Source organism: Burkholderia sp. CCA53 (assembly GCF_001685525.1).
Taxonomy (GTDB): Bacteria; Pseudomonadota; Gammaproteobacteria; order Burkholderiales; family Burkholderiaceae; genus Burkholderia; species Burkholderia multivorans.
This window is the reverse complement of the sequence record NZ_BDDJ01000001.1, coordinates 2,369,783-2,388,949: the sequence shown is the minus strand read 5'-3', so window position 1 is coordinate 2,388,949 and position 19,167 is coordinate 2,369,783. Positions and strand designations below refer to the sequence as shown.

At 68.6% G+C, this 19,167-nt stretch carries 20 protein-coding genes and 1 tRNA gene; 8 read left to right on the top strand and 13 right to left on the bottom strand.

Going from position 1 to position 19,167, the window contains the following annotated elements:
- Window positions 1-95: 95 nt before the first annotated feature.
- The 6 genes from cobA to BCR55_RS11075 form a co-directional block, all read right to left on the bottom strand.
- On the bottom strand, window positions 96-848 hold the full coding sequence (gene cobA / locus BCR55_RS11100) for a uroporphyrinogen-III C-methyltransferase (RefSeq protein ID WP_006409271.1): 753 nt from the start codon (window positions 846-848) through the stop codon (window positions 96-98).
- Window positions 849-919: 71 nt separating this feature from the next.
- Window positions 920-2,236 carry a sulfate adenylyltransferase subunit 1 gene (locus tag BCR55_RS11095; RefSeq protein WP_006405849.1) on the bottom strand — a complete coding sequence of 439 codons (1,317 nt, stop codon included), beginning with the start codon at window positions 2,234-2,236 and terminating at the stop codon, window positions 920-922.
- Between the two features lie 22 nt (window positions 2,237-2,258).
- Window positions 2,259-3,221, bottom strand: a complete 963-nt coding sequence (cysD, locus tag BCR55_RS11090; protein ID WP_006405850.1) for a sulfate adenylyltransferase subunit CysD — start codon at window positions 3,219-3,221, stop codon at window positions 2,259-2,261.
- Window positions 3,222-3,298: 77 nt separating this feature from the next.
- Window positions 3,299-4,042, bottom strand: a complete 744-nt coding sequence (locus BCR55_RS11085; RefSeq protein ID WP_006398574.1) for a phosphoadenylyl-sulfate reductase — start codon at window positions 4,040-4,042, stop codon at window positions 3,299-3,301.
- Window positions 4,039-4,596 (bottom strand): DUF934 domain-containing protein, encoded by a 558-nt coding sequence (locus tag BCR55_RS11080; RefSeq protein ID WP_006405851.1) that lies wholly within the window; start codon window positions 4,594-4,596, stop codon window positions 4,039-4,041. The genes BCR55_RS11085 and BCR55_RS11080 overlap by 4 nt, the downstream gene beginning before the upstream one ends.
- 25 nt (window positions 4,597-4,621) lie before the next feature.
- On the bottom strand, window positions 4,622-6,301 hold the full coding sequence (locus BCR55_RS11075) for a nitrite/sulfite reductase (RefSeq protein WP_006405852.1): 1,680 nt from the start codon (window positions 6,299-6,301) through the stop codon (window positions 4,622-4,624).
- A 213-nt stretch (window positions 6,302-6,514) separates the two neighbouring features.
- Here BCR55_RS11075 and BCR55_RS11070 point away from each other — a divergent pair, with 213 nt between their 5' ends.
- The 3 genes from BCR55_RS11070 to BCR55_RS11060 all read left to right on the top strand — a co-directional run bounded on the left by BCR55_RS11070 (window position 6,515) and on the right by BCR55_RS11060 (window position 8,850).
- Window positions 6,515-7,456 carry a CysB family HTH-type transcriptional regulator gene (locus BCR55_RS11070; RefSeq protein WP_006398571.1) on the top strand — a complete coding sequence of 314 codons (942 nt, stop codon included), beginning with the start codon at window positions 6,515-6,517 and terminating at the stop codon, window positions 7,454-7,456.
- 64 nt (window positions 7,457-7,520) lie between these two features.
- Window positions 7,521-8,678: an ABC transporter substrate-binding protein gene (locus BCR55_RS11065; protein ID WP_053296946.1), complete on the top strand. Its 1,158-nt coding sequence runs from the start codon at window positions 7,521-7,523 to the stop codon at window positions 8,676-8,678.
- An 87-nt stretch (window positions 8,679-8,765) separates the two neighbouring features.
- Window positions 8,766-8,850: transfer RNA gene (locus BCR55_RS11060), tRNA-Leu, on the top strand.
- A gap of 148 nt (window positions 8,851-8,998) precedes the next feature.
- Here BCR55_RS11060 and BCR55_RS11055 read toward each other — a convergent pair.
- Window positions 8,999-9,901 carry a LysR family transcriptional regulator gene (locus BCR55_RS11055; RefSeq protein WP_006405854.1) on the bottom strand — a complete coding sequence of 301 codons (903 nt, stop codon included), beginning with the start codon at window positions 9,899-9,901 and terminating at the stop codon, window positions 8,999-9,001.
- A 116-nt stretch (window positions 9,902-10,017) separates the two neighbouring features.
- Between BCR55_RS11055 and BCR55_RS11050 the strand changes: the two genes are divergently transcribed.
- On the top strand, window positions 10,018-10,755 hold the full coding sequence (locus BCR55_RS11050) for an SDR family oxidoreductase (RefSeq protein ID WP_053296958.1): 738 nt from the start codon (window positions 10,018-10,020) through the stop codon (window positions 10,753-10,755).
- A gap of 10 nt (window positions 10,756-10,765) precedes the next feature.
- Here the strand turns inward: BCR55_RS11050 and BCR55_RS11045 are convergent, their stop codons facing one another.
- The gene (locus BCR55_RS11045) at window positions 10,766-11,656 is read right to left on the bottom strand and encodes an alpha/beta fold hydrolase (RefSeq protein WP_053296945.1); all 891 of its coding nucleotides are present in this window, start codon (window positions 11,654-11,656) and stop codon (window positions 10,766-10,768) included.
- A 102-nt stretch (window positions 11,657-11,758) separates the two neighbouring features.
- Here BCR55_RS11045 and BCR55_RS11040 point away from each other — a divergent pair, with 102 nt between their 5' ends.
- Window positions 11,759-12,655 carry a LysR family transcriptional regulator gene (locus BCR55_RS11040; protein ID WP_006405857.1) on the top strand — a complete coding sequence of 299 codons (897 nt, stop codon included), beginning with the start codon at window positions 11,759-11,761 and terminating at the stop codon, window positions 12,653-12,655.
- A gap of 79 nt (window positions 12,656-12,734) precedes the next feature.
- Here the strand turns inward: BCR55_RS11040 and BCR55_RS11035 are convergent, their stop codons facing one another.
- The 4 genes from BCR55_RS11035 to copC all read right to left on the bottom strand — a co-directional run bounded on the left by BCR55_RS11035 (window position 12,735) and on the right by copC (window position 15,683).
- Window positions 12,735-13,664, bottom strand: a complete 930-nt coding sequence (locus BCR55_RS11035; RefSeq protein WP_053296944.1) for a LysR family transcriptional regulator — start codon at window positions 13,662-13,664, stop codon at window positions 12,735-12,737.
- A gap of 139 nt (window positions 13,665-13,803) precedes the next feature.
- Window positions 13,804-14,577: an SDR family oxidoreductase gene (locus tag BCR55_RS11030; RefSeq protein WP_006398564.1), complete on the bottom strand. Its 774-nt coding sequence runs from the start codon at window positions 14,575-14,577 to the stop codon at window positions 13,804-13,806.
- Between the two features lie 174 nt (window positions 14,578-14,751).
- Window positions 14,752-15,252 carry a DinB family protein gene (locus tag BCR55_RS11025; RefSeq protein WP_053296943.1) on the bottom strand — a complete coding sequence of 167 codons (501 nt, stop codon included), beginning with the start codon at window positions 15,250-15,252 and terminating at the stop codon, window positions 14,752-14,754.
- 56 nt (window positions 15,253-15,308) lie between these two features.
- Window positions 15,309-15,683, bottom strand: a complete 375-nt coding sequence (copC, locus tag BCR55_RS11020) for a copper homeostasis periplasmic binding protein CopC (protein WP_006405863.1) — start codon at window positions 15,681-15,683, stop codon at window positions 15,309-15,311.
- Window positions 15,684-15,781: 98 nt separating this feature from the next.
- Here copC and BCR55_RS11015 point away from each other — a divergent pair, with 98 nt between their 5' ends.
- Together BCR55_RS11015 and BCR55_RS33010 are read left to right on the top strand one after the other, a co-directional pair.
- A complete protein-coding gene (locus tag BCR55_RS11015) occupies window positions 15,782-16,498 on the top strand; it encodes a pseudouridine synthase (RefSeq protein WP_006405864.1) in 717 nt (238 codons plus the stop codon).
- Between the two features lie 105 nt (window positions 16,499-16,603).
- The gene (locus BCR55_RS33010) at window positions 16,604-16,780 is read left to right on the top strand and encodes a hypothetical protein (protein WP_035488641.1); all 177 of its coding nucleotides are present in this window, start codon (window positions 16,604-16,606) and stop codon (window positions 16,778-16,780) included.
- Here BCR55_RS33010 and BCR55_RS11010 read toward each other — a convergent pair.
- On the bottom strand, window positions 16,763-17,794 hold the full coding sequence (locus BCR55_RS11010) for an NAD-dependent epimerase/dehydratase family protein (protein WP_006405866.1): 1,032 nt from the start codon (window positions 17,792-17,794) through the stop codon (window positions 16,763-16,765). The genes BCR55_RS33010 and BCR55_RS11010 overlap by 18 nt on opposite strands.
- Window positions 17,795-17,900: 106 nt before the next feature.
- On the opposite strand from BCR55_RS11010, the gene BCR55_RS11005 reads away from it, so the two are divergent.
- The gene (locus tag BCR55_RS11005) at window positions 17,901-18,932 is read left to right on the top strand and encodes a CDP-6-deoxy-delta-3,4-glucoseen reductase (RefSeq protein ID WP_053296942.1); all 1,032 of its coding nucleotides are present in this window, start codon (window positions 17,901-17,903) and stop codon (window positions 18,930-18,932) included.
- Window positions 18,933-19,167 lie beyond the last annotated feature (235 nt).

Here is a 19,167-nt window from a genome sequence, read left to right as displayed (position 1 = left end):
AATGCGCAGCGCATAGCGCACCATGACAAACGCCGGCAGATGCCGGCGTTCGTATTTTGGGGGACGGCGCGAAGCCGTCGCATGCGGCGCCGTCGTCAGGCCGCGTTGCGCAGCCGGCCGCCCTCCGCTCCGCGTTGCGGCTGCCGCTCGGCGAGCGCATCGCCGATCATCAGCAGGCTCGGCTGCGCCGGATCGAGCCACGCCTGCGCCGCGCCGGCTGCCATCTCGGCGAGCGTGAGCGTCAGCGTACGCTCGCGCGCGGTGCTGCACGCCTCGACGATCGCGACCGGCGTCGTCGGCGCACGGCCCGCGTCGATCAGCTCCTGCGCGATGCCCGGCGCGCTGTCGCGCCCCATGTAGTAGACGATCGAGTCGGCACGCGCCGCTTCGCGAATCTCGTCGCTGCCCGGCGCGCGGCTGTGCGTCGCGAACGCGACGCTGCGTGCGACGCCGCGCAGCGTCAGCGAGCGCTTCAGCGTCGCCGCGCTCGCCAGTGCCGCCGTGATGCCCGGCACGACCTCGTAGTCGATGCCGGCCGCTTCGAGCGCACGCATTTCCTCGTCCGCGCGGCCGAACAGCATCGGATCGCCGCCCTTGAGCCGCACTACGCATGCGTGTTCGCGCGCCGCGTCGACGATCTGCTTGTTGATGAACTGCTGCGCGGTCGAGCGCTGCCCGCAGCGCTTGCCGACCGCGATCCTGCGTGCGTTCGGCGCGTAGTCGAGCATCTCGGGCTCGACGAGCGCGTCGTGCAGCACGACGTCGGCCGCGGCGAGCAGCCGCGCGCCGCGCACCGTGATGAGGTCCGCCGCGCCCGGCCCTGCGCCGATCAGATACACCTTGCCCATGTTTGTCGCTTCGCCTTCATGCGGGCGACGCTACCGGCGCGCGCCGCCGCGTGGCGGCAGCGCGATGCCGGTTACGCCGAAAACGCCCGGATCATCCCTGCGGCGACCGTATGATGGGTCGCCTCGTCGATCAGCACGAACGCGCCCGTGCCCGGATGCGCGTCGTACGTGTCGCACACGATCGGTTTTTGCAGCGTCAGCGCGACGCGGCCGATGTCGTTCATCTTCAGGTCCTGACGGTCGGTCGCGTGCGACAGCGTATGCACGTCGAGCACCTGCTTGACGCCGCCGATCTTCGCGAACACCGTGCTCGTCGTCTGCTTCAGCAGGTACTTGCGCTGCGGCGACAGCGGCGTCTCGTCGAACCAGCACAGGTCCGCCTCGAGCTTCTTCGCGGGCGCGACCGGCTCGGCGGCCGTCACGAACATGTCGCCGCGCGACACGTCGACGTCCTGGTCGAGACGGATCGTCACCGTCTGACCCGCGAACGCGTGCGGCACGGCCGCGGTGCCGCCCGGCACCGGCGCGATGATCTCGGCGACCGTCGCGGGACGGTTCGACGGCAGCACGACGATCTCGTCGCCGACCTTCACCTCGCCCGACTCGATGCGGCCCATGTAGCCGCGGAAGTCGTCGGCCGAGCTGCCGTCCTGACGCGCGACCCACTGCACCGGGAAGCGCAGCGCATCGTGCGCCTGCGTCGCGACCGGCAGCGACTCGAGCACGTCGAGCAGCGGCTCGCCCGCATACCACGGCATGCGCTCGCTCGCGCCGACGATGTTGTCGCCCTTGAGCGCCGACACCGGCACGAAGCGCACGTCGGTCAGCCCGAGCTGCTTCGCGAGCGCGACGTACGCGTCGCGGATCTCGTTGAAGCGCGCTTCGCTGTAGTCGACGAGGTCCATCTTGTTGATCGCGACGATCACGTGCTGCAGCGCGAGCAGCTTCACGATCGCGCTGTGGCGCTTCGTCTGCGGCAGCAGTTCGGCAACGCCGTTCTCGACCGTCACGCGCGTCGCGTCGATCAGGATGATCGCGGCATGCGCGGTCGACGCGCCCGTCACCATGTTGCGCGTGTACTGCTCGTGGCCCGGCGTGTCGGCGATGATGAACTTGCGCTTGGCCGTCGCGAAATAGCGATACGCGACGTCGATCGTGATGCCCTGCTCGCGCTCGGCTTCCAGCCCGTCGGTCAGCAGCGCGAGGTCGAGCTCGTCGCCGACCGTGCGCTTGTTCTTGGCCCGCGACAGCGCGGACAGCTGGTCGGACAGCACGGCCTTGCTGTCGTACAGCAGGCGGCCGATCAGCGTGCTCTTGCCGTCGTCGACGCTGCCCGCGGTGATGAAGCGCAGCACGCCGAGGTCTTCGGTGTTCTCGATGATGCTCATGATGTGAATGTCCCCGTGTGCTTCAGAAATAGCCTTGCTTCTTGCGCTGTTCCATCGCGGCTTCCGACGTCTGGTCGTCCATCCGCGTCGCGCCGCGCTCGGTGATCTCGGTCACCGCCGTCTCGGCGATGATCTTCTCGACGTCGTCGGCGTCGCTCTCGACCGGGCAGGTGCAGGAAATGTCGCCGACCGTGCGGAACCGCACCTGCGCGATCTCGCTCGTCTCGCCCTCGCGCATCGGCGTGAGCGGCGTGACCGGCACGAGCAGCCCGTTGCGGCGGACGATCTCGCGGCGATGCGCGTAGTAGATCGACGGCAGCTCGAGGTTTTCGCGCGCGATGTACTGCCACACGTCGAGCTCGGTCCAGTTCGAGATCGGGAACACGCGCAGATGCTCGCCCTTGTGCAGGCGCGCGTTGTACAGGCTCCACAATTCCGGACGCTGCGCCTTCGGATCCCACTGGCCGAATTCGTCGCGGAACGAGAAGATGCGCTCCTTCGCGCGCGCCTTCTCCTCGTCGCGGCGCGCACCGCCGATCATCGCGGTGAAGCCGTGCGCGTCGATCGTCTCGAGCAGCGTGACGGCCTGCGCGGCATTGCGCGAATCGGTCTCGCGGCGCAGCACGACCGTGCCGCGCTTGATCGAGTCCTCGACGTGACCGACGATCAGCTCGGCGCCGATCTCCTTCGCGCGGCGATCGCGGAAGTCGATCACTTCGTCGTAGTTGTGGCCCGTGTCGATATGGACCAGCGGGAACGGCAGCGTGGTCTTGCGGTTCGCGCCGAGACCGAACGCCTTCAGCGCGAGGTGCAGCACGACGACCGAATCCTTGCCGCCCGAGAACAACAGCGCCGGCTTGCTGCATTCGGCGACCAGCTCGCGCAGGATGTGGATCGACTCGGCTTCGAGCCAGTCGAGATGGCCCATGCGGCTGTCGGCGCCGGTGGGCGGGGCAAAGGCGGATTGCTCGAGCGTCGTGCTCATGGTTTCGGTCCTTCTCTTCTGGGTTCGTGCCGCCCGCTGTCGCGAGCGGCGCAATATTCGATCTTGTCGTTCGGGCTTCAGTGCGATGCGTCGGCGCTTGCGGGAATCGGCGTGATCGCGATGTGCAGACCGCATTCCTTCGTGTCGCGCGACTCCCACCACCAGCGGCCCGCGCGGCTGTCCTCGCCGGGACGGATCGCACGCGTACACGGCTCGCAGCCGATGCTCGGATAGCCGCGCGCATGCAGCGGGTTGACCGGCACGCCGAATGCGTCGAGGTACGCCCACACGTCGCGCTCGGTCCAGTCGGCGAGCGGATTGTACTTCGCGATCCCGCGCGCCTCGTCCTGCTCTTCCTCGTGCAGCTCGGCACGCGTGACCGACTGCTCGCGGCGCTGGCCCGTGACCCACGCATCGACGTCGGCGAGCGCACGGTTCAGCGGCTCGACCTTGCGGATGTGGCAGCACGATTTCCGCAGCTCGACGCTTTCGTAGAATGCGTTCAGTCCGTGCTCGGCGACATAGCGATCGACCGCATCCTGCTGCGGGTGGAACTGCTCGATCTCGTACCCGTAGCGCTCGCGCACGCGGTCGATCATGCCGAGCGTCTCGGCATGCAAGCGGCCCGTGTTCAGCGAGAAGATGCCGATCGCGAGACCCTTCGACAGGATCGCGTGCGTGAGCAGCATGTCCTCCGCGGCGAGGCTGCTCGCGAGCTTCACGTTCGGATGACGCGCGGCGATCTGCGCGAGCAGCGCATCGAGCCGCTCGACCTTCGCGGCGAGTTCGGGCGTCAGCGCGGTGGCGGTCGCGTTGCTCATGCGCTCACCTTGGCAGCGGACGTCGCTACGTCGGCCGTCGCTGCGCGGCGACGGAACAGCGGCGCCGGCTCGTCGAACGCGCCCTGATAGCGCTGCGTGAATTCGCCGAACGCGTTCAGCGCATCGTGGATGTCCTTGTCAGCGCGCACCGCGAACGCGTCGAAGCCGCAACGCGACATGTACAGCAACTGGTCGCGCAGCACGTCGCCGATCGCGCGCAGCTCGCCGGTCCAGCCGTAGCGCTCGCGCAGCAGCCGCGCAATGCTGTAGCCGCGGCCGTCCGCGAAGCGCGGGAAGTCCACCGCGATCAGCGAGATCGCGTCGAAGTCCGGCGCGAGATCGGCCGGTTCGCTGTCCGGCGCGAGCCACACGCCCAGTTCGTCCTTCGTCTTCGCGGCGACGAGCGCCGCGCGCTCGGCCTGCCACAGGGCGAACGGCACCAGCACCTTGCCGGCCGGCAGCGCATCGACCGCGGGCAGCGCACCGTCTTCCGCCGCGCGCACGACCTGCCATGCGTCGTCGATCACTGCGCGGTTCTTGATAATCGAAGCCATCTGCAAATTCCTTCTACCCGGTTGGTTACGCGTTCACGGCCTGGCGCGCGGCATACACGCGCTCCTTGAACGGCGCGATGCCGATGCGATCGTACGTGTCGATGAAGCGTTCGCCGTCGATGCGCGCTTCGACGAACGTGTCGATCAGCGTCGACACGACGTCGGGCACTTCTTCGGCGGAGAACGACGGGCCGATCACGCGGCCGAGGCGCGCGCCGTTCTGGCCCGTGCCCTGCTCGCCGCCGAGCGACACCTGGTACCACTCGGCGCCGTCCTTGTCGACGCCGAGGATGCCGATGTTGCCGACGTGGTGGTGACCGCACGAGTTCATGCAACCGGAAATGTTCAGCGACAGGTCGCCGAGGTCGTACACGTAGTCCAGATCGTCGAAGCGCTGCTGGATCGCGAGCGCGATCGGGATCGACTTCGCGTTCGCGAGCGAGCAGAAATCGCCGCCCGGGCACGCGATGATGTCGGTCAGCAGCCCGATGTTCGGCGTCGCGAAACCGGCGGCCTTCGCCTTTTCCCAGATCGCGAACAGGTCGCGCTTCTTCACGTTCGCGAGGATCAGGTTCTGTTCGTGCGACACGCGCAGCTCGCCGAACGAATAGGCGTCGGCCCAGTCGGCCACCTGCTCCATCTGCTCGGCCGTCGCGTCGCCGGGCGCCGCGCGGTGATTCTTCAGCGACAGCGTGACGGCCGCATAGCCCGGCACCTTGTGCGGCGCGACGTTGCGCTCGACCCAGCGCGCGAACGCCTTGTTCTCGAGCAGATGCTGTTCGAACGAGGCATCGGTGTCCGCGAGCTTTTCGTAGACGGGCGGCCGGAAGTACTGCGACACGCGATCGACTTCCGCCTGCGTGAGCGTCGACGGGCCGTCCTTCAGGTGCTGCCACTCTTCCTCGACCTGCTGCGCGAACTTCGCCGGCGACAGCGCCTTGACGAGGATCTTGATGCGCGCCTTGTACAGGTTGTCGCGGCGGCCGTAGCGGTTGTACACGCGCAGCACCGCTTCGCAGTACGTGAGCAGGTGCTGCCACGGCAGGTCTTCCTTGATCACCGCGCCGACGATCGGCGTGCGGCCGAGGCCGCCGCCCGCGAGGATGCTCGCGACCACTTCGCCCTGCGCGTTCTTCTTCAGATACACGCCGAGATCGTGGATCTGCACGGCCGCGCGGTCGTGCTTCGAGCCCGATACCGCGATCTTGAACTTGCGCGGCAGCCACGCGAATTCCGGATGAAACGTCGACCACTGACGCAGGATCTCGGCCCACGGACGCGGATCGATCTCTTCGTCCTGTGCCACACCGGCGAACTGGTCGGCCGTGATGTTGCGGATGCAGTTGCCCGACGTCTGGATCGCGTGCATCTGCACCGACGCGAGCTTCGCGAGGATCTCGGGCGTTTCTTCCAGCTTGATCCAGTTGAACTGGATGTTGGAACGCGTCGAGAAATGGCCGTAGCCGCGATCGTGCTCGCGTGCGATGCGCGCCAGCATCCGCAGCTGGTCGCTGCGCAGGTTGCCGTACGGAATCGCGATGCGGTGCATGTACGCGTGGCGCTGCATGTACAGGCCGTTCTGCAGGCGCAGCGGGCGGAACTCGTCTTCGCTCAATTCGCCCGACAGCCGGCGGCGCACCTGATCGCGGTACTGCGCGACACGCTCGTCGACGATCGTCTGGTCGTACTGGTCGTACTGATACATTCGGGGACCCCAGGGTTTTCGTGGTGACCGCGCGACGTCCTAGCCACGTCGCGCCCGAATCTCCGTTCCGCCTGCCGCCGGCCTTCCGCTGCCCGGTGGATTGCTAATGACGAAAACAGATATCCATATTTGAAAAACTCCGGTGAATCGTAATAAACTCGCCTTATATTTCAAACGACTAAAAAATTCTGTTGATATGCGGAAGGGTTATAAATGAACCTGCACCAATTTCGCTTCGTGCGCGAGGCCGTCCGGCAGAATTTCAACCTCACCGAGGCCGCCAAGGCGCTGTACACGTCGCAGCCGGGGGTCTCGAAGGCGATCATCGAGCTGGAAGACGAACTGGGCGTCGAGATCTTCACGCGCCACGGCAAGCGCGTGCGCTCGCTGACCGAGCCGGGCCGCATCATCCTCGCGTCGGTCGAGCGGATTCTGCAGGAAGTCGAAAGCCTTAAAAGGGTCGGAAAAGATTACGCCGCGCAGGATCAGGGCAACCTGACGATCGCGGCAACGCACACGCAGGCGCGCTATTCGCTGCCGGCCGCGATCGCCGAGTTCAAGAAGCGCTTCCCGAAGGTGCATCTGTCGATCCTGCAGGGCAGCCCGACGCAGGTCGCCGAGATGGTGATCCACGACCAGGCCGATCTCGCGGTCGCGACCGAGGCGATCGCCGACTACAAGGAGCTCGTGTCGCTGCCCTGCTTTCAGTGGCATCACGCGGCCGTCGTGCCGCCCGATCACCCGCTGCTCGAACGCAAGCCGGTCACGCTCGACGATCTCGCGCAGTATCCGCTGATCACGTACGACGACGCGTTCGCGGGCCGCAAGAAGATCAATCACGCGTTCGCGCTGCGCGGGCTGTCGCCGGACATCGTGCTCGAGGCGATCGACGCGGACGTGATCAAGACCTACGTCGAGCTCGGCCTCGGCGTGGGGATCATGGCCGACATCGCTTTCAATCCCGAGCGCGACCGCAACCTGCGGCTGATCCCGGTCGGCCATCTGTTCGGCAGCAACGTGACGCGCGTCGCGCTGAAACAGGGTGCGTATCTGCGCAGCTATGTGTATACGCTCGTCGAACTGCTGTCGCCGACGCTGAACCGCAAGCTGATCGAGCAGGCGCTCAAGGGCGAATCCGAATCGTACGAGCTTTGAGCCGCGTGTATAACGACAGGGGCGCATATCGCGCCCCTTTTTGTTGCTCGACGGAGAATCCCGCATGACGCTTTCCGCCCTGCTGCGCCGCGCCGCCGGCGCCGCCCTCGTGCTCGCGTGCGCGACCGCGCATGCCGACCTGAAGGTCGGCGTCGACCTGTCGTCGACCGGCCCCGCCGCCGCGATCGGCATCACGAGCAAGAACGCGATCCTGATGTGGCCGAAGACGATCGCGGGGCAGCCGCTGCAGGTGACGGTGCTCGACGACGCGTCCGACCCGGGCGCCGCGGTGCGCAATATCCGCAAGCTCGTCGACGAGGATCACGTCGACGTCGTGGTCGGGCCGAACATCACGCCGGCCGCCCTCGCGGCGCTCGACGCGGTCGCGGCCGGGCAGACGCCGATGATCACGCTGGTCGGCTCGGGCGCGATCGTCGACCCGCAGGAAGGCGCGCGCACCTGGGCGTTCAAGATGGCGCAGAGCGACCGCGCGATGGCCGACGTGATGACGCGCTACATGGCGAACCACGGCGTGAAGACGGTCGGCTTCATCGGCTTCGCGGACAGCTACGGCGACAGCTGGCTCAACGAGTTCACGCGCTTCGCCGAGCTGCGCAAGATCCGCGTGGTCGCGACCGAGCGCTTCAACCGCACCGACGCGAGCGTGACCGGCCAGGCGCTGAAGCTGATCGCGGCGAAACCCGACGCGATCCTGATTGCGGGCTCGGGCACGCCGGCCGTGCTGCCGCAGCGCACGCTGATCGAGCGCGGCTACAAGGGGCCGATCTACCAGACGCACGGGATCGCGACGCCAGAGTTCATCAAGCTCGGCGGCAAGGACGTCGACGGCACGCTGTTTCCGACGCAGCCGGTCGTCGTCGCGCGCACGCTGCCGGCCGACCATCCGGCGCGCAAGGCCGCGCTCGCATTCGTCGACGCGTACGAGGCGAAGTACGGCACCGGCACGGTCACGCAGTTCGCGGGCGATGCGGCCGGCGTCTATCCACGGCTCGCCGATGCGGTCGGGCGCGCGGTGAAGCTCGCGCAGCCCGGCACGCCCGCCTTCCGGGCTGCGCTGCGGCGCGAGCTCGAGCGCGCGCACGAGCTCGTCGTGCCGAACGGCGTCGTGAATACGAGCGACAAGGACCACGTAGGCCTCGACCAGCGCGCGAGCGTGATGGGGATCGTCAGGCACGGGCAGTTCGTCTATCTGAGCCAGTGACGGCGCGGCCGCGCGGCTTGCCCGGCGCGCGGTTTTCGGCCATAATCCGCGTTTCGCCGCGCACGATCGCATGCGCGGTCCGAACAAGCCCAGGTGGTGAAATTGGTAGACGCAGGGGACTCAAAATCCCCCGCCGCAAGGCGTGCCGGTTCGATTCCGGCCCTGGGCACCAGACAACGGAAGCGCAGCTTCTCCCCGCCGCAACACCAGCGCGCGGCGGCTGCCTCCACCACGCGCTCGCACCGCGACGCACCCGCATCGAGCCCCGTGTCGACGACCGGGGCTTTTTCTTTATCCGCGCCGTCCGCGCGCGGCCGCGCTCAGTTCGTCAGCTCGCGGACGAAATCGAGAAACACGCGCACCTTCGCCGACACGAGGTTCGACGCGTGGTAGTACGCGTAGAGCGGAAAGGTCTCGTCGGTCCAGTCCGGCAGCAGCAGCGTCAGCCGCCCTTCCGACACGATGTCGCGCGCGTACAGCTCGAGCAGCTGCGCGACGCCCGCCCCGCCGAGACACGCACCGAGCAGCGAACCGGTATCGTTGACCATCAGCCGGCCGGCCGCCGCGAACGGCACCACCTCGCCGCCGCGATGGAATTCCCATTCGAACGGCCGCCCCGTGACCGGATCGCGGATCAGCACGCAGCGATGGCCATCCGCGAGGTCGCGCGGATGCCGCGGTTCGCCGTGGCGAGCGACGTACGCAGGCGACGCGCAGGTCAGCACGCGCGTCTCGAGCAGCAGCCGTGCGCGGTACGACGACGGCTCCGGCACGCCGAAGCGCACCGCGACGTCGAAACCGTCGGCGACGAGGTCGCCCATCCGGTCGCGCACGCTGATCTCGACGGACAGATCCGGAAAGCGCTCGAGGAACGCGGCCAGCTTCGGCGCGAGCACGTAGTGGCCGAAGGTGCCGTCGACGTTCACGCGCAGCCGCCCCCTCACCTTCTCCTTCGCGCGGCCGGCGTCGAGCGCGGCATCTTCGATGCCGGCCAGCAGCGGCGCGACCGCTTCGTAAAAGCGTCGCCCTTCGTCGGTCAGCGTGATCGCGCGCGCGGTGCGGTTGAAGATCCGGATCCCGATCCGCTCCTCGAGCCGCGCCACCGCGCGGCTCACCGCCGGCTGCGTCAGGCCGATCGCTTCGCCCGCGCGCGCGAAGCTGCCGGCCTCGATCACGGCCGACAGCACGCCGATTCCGCTCAAAAGCCTGCTGTCGAATCGCATCAGACGTACTTTTTGTCATTCATGATCTGAGCATTATTCATTATTTTTATTGGCTGCGGCGGCTTACATTGGTCCTGTCGCCGGCCCGGCCGGCATCCGCGAACAAGGAGCAGGACATGAACACATCGAACCAGGTCGCCGTCGTCACGGGTGCGTCGCGCGGAATCGGCGCGGAAATCGCGCGCCGTCTCGCGGCCGACGGATTCAAGGTCGTCGTCAACTACGCGGGCAACGGCGACGCCGCACGCGAGGTGGTCGACGCGATCGCAGCGGCCGGCGGCGAGGCGCTCGCCGTGCAGGCCGACGTCGCGGACGCGAACGCGGTTGCCGCACTGTTCGACGCGGCGACGCGCGCGTTCGGCGGGATCGACGTCGTCGTCAACAGCGCCGGCGTGATGAAGCTCGCGCCGATCGCCGACTTCGACGACGCCACATTCGACGAGACGATCGCGATCAACCTGAAAGGCACGTTCAACGTATGCCGCGAGGCGGCGAAGCGCGTGCGCGACGGCGGCCGCATCGTGAATCTGTCGACGAGCGTGATCGGCACGCGCCTGCCGACCTACGGCGTCTACGTCGCGAGCAAGGCGGCCGTCGAAAGCCTCACGCAGGTGCTCGCGCAGGAGATGCGCGGGCGCGCGATTCGCGTGAACGCCGTCGCGCCGGGACCGGTCGCGACCGAGCTGTTCCTGCGCGGCAAAGGCCCGGAGCAGATCGAGCGGCTCGCCAAGATGAATCCGCTCGAACGGATCGGCCAGCCCGGCGACATCGCGGGCGTCGTCGCCTTCCTCGCCGGCCCGGACGGTGCGTGGATCAACGGTCAGATCCTGCGCGCGAACGGCGGGATGTGCTGATCGCGGCGCGTCAACGCTGCGCGCAGAACGCGAGGATCGCATCCGCGACGGCCGCGGGCGCCTCGCGCTGCGGAAAATGCCCGACGCCGTCGAGCAGCTGCCGCTCGTAGCGACTGCTGAAGAACCGCTCGCGCCCCGCCGAGCTGTCCGGGTGATTGCACGTATCCGCGCCGCCATGCAGCACGAGCGTCGGCACCGACAGCACGGGCGCCGGATTCAGCCGCGCGTCGTCGTCCGCATAGGCCGGCGTGCCGGGCACGAAGCCCCAGCGATGCCGGTACGAGTGCAGCACGACGTCGATCCAGTCCGGTCCGTCGAAAGCGACGGCGGCCGCGTCGAACTCGTCGGGCCGATACCAGCCGGGCGGCGACCACGTATCCCACATCAGGCGCGCGAACGCGCGGCGATCGTCGCGCAGCGCCTGCTCGCCGCGGGCCGTCGCGAGGAACCAGTGGTACCAGTAGTTGCGCGCCTGCTGCAGCGACAGCGGCTGGTGCGGATCGTTGGTGCCGTATCCGACCGACAGCATCACGAGATGCGAGGCGGCGCCGTCGCGCAGCCCGCACGCGTTGGCGGCCGCCCGCGCGCCCCAGTCGTGCCCGACCAGCACCGGCCGCTCGATACCGAGCGCATCGGCGAACTCGAGCACGTCGCGGCCGAGCGCGGCGAGCTGCCCGCTGCGCGGCACCGACGCATCGCGAAACCGCGTCGGCGCAAAACCGCGCAGTGCGGGCGCGAGCACGCGATAGCCGCGCGCGGCGAGCGCTTCGGCGACCGGCGTCCAGCCGACGGCGCTGTCCGGCCAGCCATGCAGCAGCACGGCCGCACGTTGGCCGCGCGGATTCCATTCGAGATAGGCGATGTCGAGCGACGCAGTGGTCGCATGGGCGTAGGCAGTCATCGTGTGCCCCCGTCGATCGGATCGTTCGATGGTAAGCCCGCATTTCGTCACGATTCACGGAGTATCATCGATCACTCATCACATTTCATGTTGAATTGGCCGATGGAACCGCTGACCGATCCCGCGTCGACGTCGCTCGACATTGCGCTGCTGCGCACCTTTCTCGAAGTCGTCGACAGCCGCGGCTTCGCGCCGGCCGCCGAACGGCTTGCGCTGACGCCGTCCGCGGTCAGCGGCCACATCAAGCGGCTCGAACAGGCGGCCGGTACCGTGCTGCTCGCACGCACCACGCGGCGGATCGCGCTCACGCCGGCCGGCGACACGCTGTACGCGTATGCGCGCAACATCGTCGACATGGAGCGCGAGGTGCGCGCGCGCCTGCGCGGCGCGCCCGCACACGGGCGGCTGCGCGTCGGCGCGTCCGAGGACTTCGCAGCCGCGTGGCTGCCGCAGGTGCTGCGCGCGTTTCGCGATCGCGATCCGTATGCATCGATCGAACTGAAGGTCGGGATCACGGCGTCGCTGCTGCGCGAGCAGGCGCTCGGCCGGCTCGACGTCGTGTTCGGCAAGCAGTGCCGGCAGGTCGAGGCGGCCGGCGAACTGCTGTGGGAAGAGCCGCTCGAATGGGCGTTCGCGGCCGACGCGACGCTCGATCGCGACCGCGAAGTGCCGCTCGCGCTGTTCCCCGAGCCGTGCGTGTATCGCGACGCGGCCGTGTCGGCGCTCGCCGCGTCGCTGCGCCCGTTTCGCGTGCTGTTCGAAAGCGGCAGCATGGCGGGCTGCGTGTCGGCCGCGCTCGCGGGCTTCGCGGTCACGGCACTCGCACGCAGCCAGCTGCGCGCCGGACTGCGCACATGCGGGCCGGCGGACGGCCTGCCCGCGTTGCCGGCCGCGCGGTTTTACGCATTCGCGTCGAAACCGAACGGCGTCGGTGCGGCACTGATCGATGCGGTGCGGGACACCGGTCGCACGCGGCAGTTCGCGGCCATGCCGCGCTGAATGGCGTGATGCGGTGCGCGTGTTGCCGCGGGCATCGCGTCGCGTGTCGTATTGCGCCGGATCGTGCCGTACCGCGCCGTCAGTCGCGATCCGCGTCGGCGACACGCTCCGTCAGCGCATCGGCCATCAATTCGCCGAACCACTCGACGAACGCGTTGAGCCGCCGCGACCGATGGCGGCGATGCGGATACACGGCCGAGACATCCATCGGCGCGGGTCGATGCGCGCGCATCACTTCGACGAGCGCGCCGCTCTCGAGCAGATGCGCGACGTCGAAACGCGGGATCTGGATCAGCCCCATCCCGGCGATGCAGCTCGCGATATACGTTTCCGCGTTGTTCACGACGACGCGGCTCGGCAGCGTCAGCGTGTGCCGGCCCGCGTCCGTACCGTACTCCCAATCGACCTCGCGCCCCGTCGTCGGCGATGCATAGCCGATCGCCCAGTGTCCGTGCGCGAGCGCGTCGGGGTGCTCGGGCACGCCGTGCTCGCGCAGATAGTCGGGGCTTGCGCAGTTGATCAGCGCGAACTGCCCGAGCGGGCGCACGACGAGGCTGCTGTCCGCGAGCCGCCCGACGCGAATCGCGCAGTCGACGCCCTCCTGCACGAGATCGATCGACCGGTCGGTCGAGCCGAGCGACAGCTGCAGCTTCGGATGGCGGCGAAACAGCGCCGGCAGGGCGGGCGCGATCACGCGGCGCGCGATCCGGCTCGGCACGTCGACATTCAGCCGGCCGATCACGTCGCGGTCGCGGCGCCGGAACAGCCGGTCGAGTTCGTCGGCTTCGGCCAGCAGGCGCCGGCCGCGCTCGAGCAGCACCGTGCCGTCGGCGGTCAGCTGCACCTGGCGCGTCGTGCGATGCAGCAGCCGCGTGCCGAGCGCCGCCTCGAGCTGCTGGACGGCCGCCGACACCGTCGCGCGCGGCACGTCGAGCGCGTGCGCCGCCTTGATGAAGCTGCCCATCTCGGCAACCTGAAGGAAGATCCTGACCTGATCGAGCTTGTCCATGTGGCTGCGTGCGCCGCCGGCGCCGAAAACGAAAAAGGCGCGCGGGCATGCCCGCACGCCTCTCGATTGTCCACGCAAACCGCCCAGTATGGCGCGGCCGCGCGGTATCCGGCGCGTACTTGGTCGCCTACTTCGTCGCTTACTTCGTCGTATAGCCGCCGTTGATCAGGATCGTCTGGCCCGTGATCCACCAGCCGTCCGTCACGAGATGGCGGATGAACGGCACGACGTCCTCGATGTCGGTCAGCCCCGTCTTGCTGAACGGCGACAGCGCGGCCGCCGTCTTGTGATACGCGACCGCATCGGCGCCTTCGGCCGGATAGAAGAACGGCGTATCCATCGGGCCCGGACCGACGGCCGTCACCGAGATCCCGCGCGCGCCGTATTCCTTCGCGGCCGCACGCGTGAAGTGCTCGACGGGCGCCTTCGATCCTTCGTACGCCGCATAGAACGGCGTGAACGCGCCGAGCAGCGACGTGACGAGCGTGACGAGCTTGCCGTGATCCTCGAGATGCCGGCCGGCTTCCTTGATGAAGAAGAACGCCGACTTGCTGTTCACGGCGAACATCTCGTCGTACTCGGCCTCGTCGATCTCGACGATCGGCTTCTTCAGCACCTTGCCGACCGTGTTGATCGCGATGTCGATCTTGCCGAAGCGCTGCTTCACGTCGTCGAAGAGCTTCGCGACCGCGGCGGCCGTCGTCAGGTCGGCCTGGAACGTGTCGGCTTGCGCGCCGGCGGCGCGCACCGCGGCGGCCGTCTCGTCGGCCTGCGCGCGCGTCGCCGCGCTGTTGTAGTGAATCGCCACGGCCTTTGCGCCGTGGCTCGCGAGATCCCGCGCGATCAGGCCGCCGAGGTTCTTCGCGCCGCCTGCGATCAGGACGACCTTGTCTGCGAGCGTGTGAGTGGCCACGGTTGACTCCTTTCCGGTTGAAGAAGCTCCGAGTTTAGGCATGCGCGCCGCCGCGGTCAGCCGGCCGCGGCTGGATGGATTATCCAGAAAAGCCGCCCAATCGCAGCAGGCGGCCGGCGGCGGCGCCGAACGGTGCGCGATCGCACCGACCGGCGCGGAAAAACGGCGTTGCGCTCAGCGCGCGTGACGCTGCGCGTCGATCTTGCCGAGCAGCCATTGCATGCCCGCGAGATGCTGCTGATCGTGGCTGCACAGGTAATGCAGCAGCCCGCGTACGGTGAGCGGGCCGTAGCCTTCGAATTCGCCCGTGCGCGCGAACTGCTCCGGCGTGAGACGCGACACGATCTCGAGCGTCGTGCGGCGCGCGTCGCGAAACGTCGCGAGCACGTCCGATGCGTACGCGGCGTCGTAGCGCCGCTCGATCGCGAGCGCATCGCCATCGACCGACACGAGCAGCGGCCGGTCTTCGTCGAGCATGCGCTGCAGCCGCACGTGATAGCCGTCGATCTCGATGTCGCGCACATGGCACAGCTGGCCGAGCGGCGAGAAGCGTTCGCTCGGGATGCCGGTCCAGTCGTCCGGCGTCCAGCGCGCATAGCCGTCCGGCACGGCCGCGAAGTGGGCTTCGAGCAGACGGGGGAAATCGGCAAGTGCATCGAGCGTCGTCGGGTTCATGCGAGCCTCCGGGTCGGACGAGACGATGGCGAACGCGGCGGTGCGCCGCGCGCTTCCTATTTCACGCTGAAAGCGTAGCTTCCCTGCGTGCGGTGTCCGTCGGTCGCGACGGCCACCCATTTCACCGTGTACGCGCCGGCGCCGAGTGCGCTCAGCGGCACGGTCATCCGCTTGCGGTCGCCCGCATCGACGCGGGCACGCCCGTCCGACACCGTCTTGCCGCCGCCGTCCACGACGACGATCGAGCTGAACGCCGGTTCCAGCGTTTCGGTGAAGTCGATCGTCACGGCGGCCGGCGCGGCGGCAAGCACGGCATTGGCGGCCGGATCGCTTTTCGCGACGTGCGCGTGCGCGAACGCAGCCGAGGAAACGGTTGCGGCAAACAGGACGGCGGCCGCGCGGCGGCCGAGCAGACGGGGATCGAAACGCATGGATTCTCGGTCGGGAGTGAACGAACGTGATGCGCAGCTTACCAGCGCGCACGGCTTCATGCCGGTGCGCGCGTGCCGCTTGATAGAATGCGCGCGCTATGGATCTCGAAAGCATTCTCTACACGCAGGGCTTCGGCTCGCGCCGCCAGTGCCGCGGGCTGATCGAAGCGGGCCGCGTCGCGATCGGCGGCGCGCCGGCGACCGACCCGGACGCCGAACTCGACACCGACGGCCTCGTCTTCACCGTGGACGGCACGCCGTGGCCGTTCCATGCGCGCGCGTACGTCGTGCTGAACAAGCCGGCGGGCTACGAATGCTCGCGCGATCCGCAGCATCATCCGAGCGTGTTCAGCCTGCTGCCCGCGCCGCTGGTCGCGCGCGGCGTGCAGTGCGTCGGCCGGCTCGACCAGGACACGACCGGGCTGCTGCTGCTCTCCGACGACGGGCAGTTCGTGCACGCGTACACGTCGCCGAAGCGCAAGGTGCCGAAAACCTACGTCGCGACCGTGCGCCACGCGCTCGATGCCGCGCAGCTCGACGCGCTGCGCGGCGGCGTGCAGCTGCACGGCGAGCCGAAGCCGGTCGCGGCGGTCGCCGCCGACGCGCGCGATCCGCATACGCTCGCGCTGACCGTCCTCGAAGGCAAATATCATCAGGTGAAGCGCATGGTCGCGGCGGCCAGCAACCGCGTGGAAGCGCTGCACCGCGAAAGCGTCGGCGGCCTCGCGCTGCCCGCCGACCTCGCGCCCGGCGCATGGCGCTGGCTCGGCCAAGCCGAGCTCGCCGCGCTGCGCAATCCCGTCAAAACCCTGTAAGGGAAAATCCGCACGACCGTTCGCCCTTGCGCCCCACCGTGCGCGGCGGATCCCCCGCTATACTGAAATCACAAGCTGTACGAGCAGCGATGCAGGGGAGACGTCATGCAAACCACTCAGTCATACGTGATGATCGCGTTCGCGATCCTTGGCGCCGTCGCAATCGGCGGATTGCTGGCCGCGATGCGCGCGAAGCACCGCTACCACCCGAACCTGATCGGCGCGCTGCTCGGCGCGCTGATGTGCTTCCTGCTGATCGAGGCGCTACCCGCGCTCACGTGAGGCGCCGCGCGGCGCCAGCGTTTGAAGGAAATCGTCTACGGTCGGATAGCGCAAGCTCACGCACAATTCGGCCTTGAGCCGCGCATTGGACAGGCGCCGCGACTCGCGCATGAACGACAGCAGCGTCGGTTCGAGCTGCCGCTCGGCGTCCGCACGACTGATCCGCGGCGGCGGCGGCAGGCCGAACGCGTGCGCGACGCGGTCGAAATACTCCCCCATCCGCAGTTCGCTGTCGTCCGACGCGTGCACGACGCGCGCGGGCCGGCCGCGCTGTGCCGTGCGGCGCAGGATCGCCGCGAGATCGTCGGCGTGGACGTGGTTCGTGTAGACGTCGTCGGCGGGCTCGAGCGCGGGCGTTCCGCGTTCGAGCCGCGCGAGCGGCAGCCGGTTCGCCGCATAGATGCCCGGAATCCGCACGATCGATGCAAGCAGCACGCCGCGCACCGTCGCCGCACGCAGTTGCCGCTCGGCCGACACGCGCCGGAACGCGCGGGGATTCGCCGGGCGCAGCGGCTGCGTTTCGTCGATGCGCGCGCCGCCGCAATCGCCGTAAACGCCGGTCGTGCTCGCGTACACGAGCCGCGGCGCGCGAAGGCCGTCGGGTACAATACGCGCTTTGCGCGCGGGCGCCTGCAGCGGGCCTTGCGCGGCGCGCAGCCGGCGTAGCCGCCCCGTCGCGGGCTGCGGCAGGCGCCGCCGCGCGGGCATGGTCAATGCGGCGACGAGCGCGCGCGTGCGCCGATCGTCGCGGCCGTCGGGCTGCGGCGGCGCGAGGTGCAGGATCGTCCGTGCGAGACCGCGGAGCCGGCGCAGCGTCCGCGGCCGGTCGAGATCGCCGACGATCGGCGTCGCGCCGGCCGCGCGCAGCGCGTCGCGGCGGGCCGGATGGCTCGTCAGCGCGACGATCCGCAGGTCGCGGCGCGTGGCGCGCCATTGCGCGACGCACCGCAGTCCGACGTCGCCGCAGCCGACGACCAGCACGCGCGGCCGGCGCAGGATTCGAGTCGCGATCATGTTGGTTGCGAGATCAGTAGCCACCGTTGCGCGGCGCGCAACGGATTTGCATTGTAGCTGCCGTGTGCGACATGCACGGTCCCCACATTTTGTTCTAGTTGGTTCTATGGCATTCAACGTCACTCTCAAGCAAAGCGGCCGGCAATTCCAGGTCGAGTCGGACGAAACCGTGCTGGCGGCCGCGCTGCGCCAGAACGTCCATCTGCCGTACGGCTGCAAGAACGGCGCGTGCGGCTCCTGCAAGGGGCAGATCGTGTCGGGGCAGATCGAACAGGGCCCGCATGCCGCGTCGGCGCTGTCGAACGACGAGCGCACGCGCGGCCTCGCGCTGCTCTGCTGCGCGACGGCGCAATGCGATCTCGAGATCGACGTGCGCGAGATCGCGGGCGTCGACGGCGTGCAGGTCAAGAAGCTGCCGTGCCGGATCGCCGCGCTCGAACGCAAGGCCGACGACGTGATGGTCGTGAAGCTGCAGCTTCCGGCGAACGAGCGTCTGCAGTATCTCGCGGGCCAGTACATCGAATTCATCCTGAAGGACGGCTCGCGCCGCAGCTACTCGATGGCCAATGCGCCGCACGAGGAAGGCCCGGTCGAGCTGCACATCCGCCACATGCCGGGCGGCAAGTTCACCGATCACGTGTTCGGCGCGATGAAGGAGCGCGACATCCTGCGCTTCGAAGGCCCGCTCGGCACGTTCTTCCTGCGCGAAGACTCCGACAAGCCGATCGTGCTGCTCGCATCGGGCACGGGCTTCGCGCCGATCAAGGCGATCATCGAGCACGTCAAGCACGCCGGCATCACGCGGCCGATGACGCTCTACTGGGGCGCACGCCGCAAGAAGGACATCTATCTCCGCGAGCTCGCCGAGCAGTGGGCGCGCGAGATCCCGAACTTCAAGTACGTGCCCGTGCTGTCCGAGCCGGACGACGCCGATCAGTGGACGGGCCGCACCGGCTTCGTGCACCGCGCGGTGATCGAAGATCTGCCCGACCTGTCGGGCTACCAGGTCTACGCGTGCGGCGCGCCGGTGATGGTCGAGTCCGCGCAGCGCGACTTCACGCAGCACCACGGCCTGCCCGCCGACGAGTTCTACGCGGACTCGTTCACGAGCGCCGCCGATCTCGCGCATCCGGTCTGAGTCCGGCGCCGGCCCGCGCCGCCGCGCGTCGCGATGTCACATGCGTGGCATCGCGGCGGTTTACAGTCGGGCGCGGGATGCCTTATGCTTGCGCACATGAACCGCTTCCTGTCCGCTCTCCGACGTCGCCGCTCGCCGCTCCGCCCGGATGCCGCCGGCTCGTCACGGACTCGCGCGTAACCCGCCCCGCTTCACCGGTTACGCACAAGCTGTTCGATCCACCAGCCACGGCATT